This window comes from Pelagicoccus sp. SDUM812002 (assembly GCF_031127835.1).
GTDB lineage: Bacteria > Verrucomicrobiota > Verrucomicrobiia > Opitutales > Opitutaceae > Pelagicoccus.
Genome location: NZ_JARXHX010000098.1, coordinates 1 through 1,001 on the forward strand (window position 1 = coordinate 1; position 1,001 = coordinate 1,001).

Annotated in this window: 2 protein-coding genes; both read left to right on the forward strand. The window is 55.6% G+C overall.

The genetic code is table 11. From position 1 onward, the window contains the following. The first annotated feature begins 59 nt into the window (after positions 1-59). Positions 60-353, forward strand: a complete 294-nt coding sequence (locus tag QEH53_RS23845) for a transposase (protein ID WP_309025743.1) — start codon at positions 60-62, stop codon at positions 351-353. After that, positions 350-1,001 (forward strand): IS3 family transposase (locus QEH53_RS23850; RefSeq protein ID WP_309025744.1); only part of this gene is annotated, 652 nt, incomplete at its 3' end. The genes QEH53_RS23845 and QEH53_RS23850, both read left to right, overlap by 4 nt.

The window sequence follows — 1,001 nt, forward strand, 5'->3', positions numbered from 1 at the left end:
TGAACCTGCCTCGATAAATTGGACAGTGTGTCGGCTCTTGGGATAAAACTAGAAACCCAATGAGAACTTATACATCTGAATTTAAGCGAGACGCCGTCAACATGGTGCTTTCCGGCAAGGGAACCATGGCGCAGGTCGCTCGCGACCTAGGTATAGACGGCAGCGTCTTGGGAAGATGGAGACGCAAGCATCTCGCTGCTCTTGACGGAGCAGCGGCGCCGGTGGAAGGCATGACGCCCAGTGAGTTGGCGTCGGAAAACGAGCGTCTTCGCCGTGACAATGCCAGGCTGGCCGAGCAAAGGGACATCTTAAAAAAAGCTTTGAATATACTCGGGGAGGAACCGCGCAGATGAAGGCGATTGCCGACGAGTTGTCGGCAAGGCACAGCGTTTCGCTGGTTTGCACGACAATCGGCCTGTCTCGCTCGACGCGCTATCACACCGTAGGCTCCGGCTCCCGTCATGCCCTAGACTCCGATCTCAAGCGGGAAGTTGCACGAGTGCACCGAGAAAACAAAAGGATCTATGGAGCTCCTAGGATACGGTTGGCCTTGCGCGAGCAAGGGCTTTGCCACAGCAAGCGTCGTATTGCCCGCCTGATGCGGGAACTTGATATAAAGGGCCGCAGCAGAGGGCGTAGCAACGCCCCTTGTGTTACTGATTCCAAACACAAGAACCGAATATCTCCCAATAAGCTTGGCGAGCTAGAGGAGGTAAAGAAGGCCCACAGCGTTTGGGTATCGGACACCACCGACCTCAAAGGACGGGATCAATGGCTCTACCTTGCGGTCACGATGGACTACTATAGCCGAACCATAGTAGGATGGGAGGTATCGCCGGTGAACGACGCCTGCCTTACTTCAAAAGCGTTGAGCAACGCGATCGCTGCGTATCCTACGACGCGGCCGCTGCATCACAGTGACCGCGGGAGCACCTACACCGCGAAAGCCTACATGGAAACCTTGGAGAAGGTCGATGCGATCTCGAGCATGAGCCGAAAAG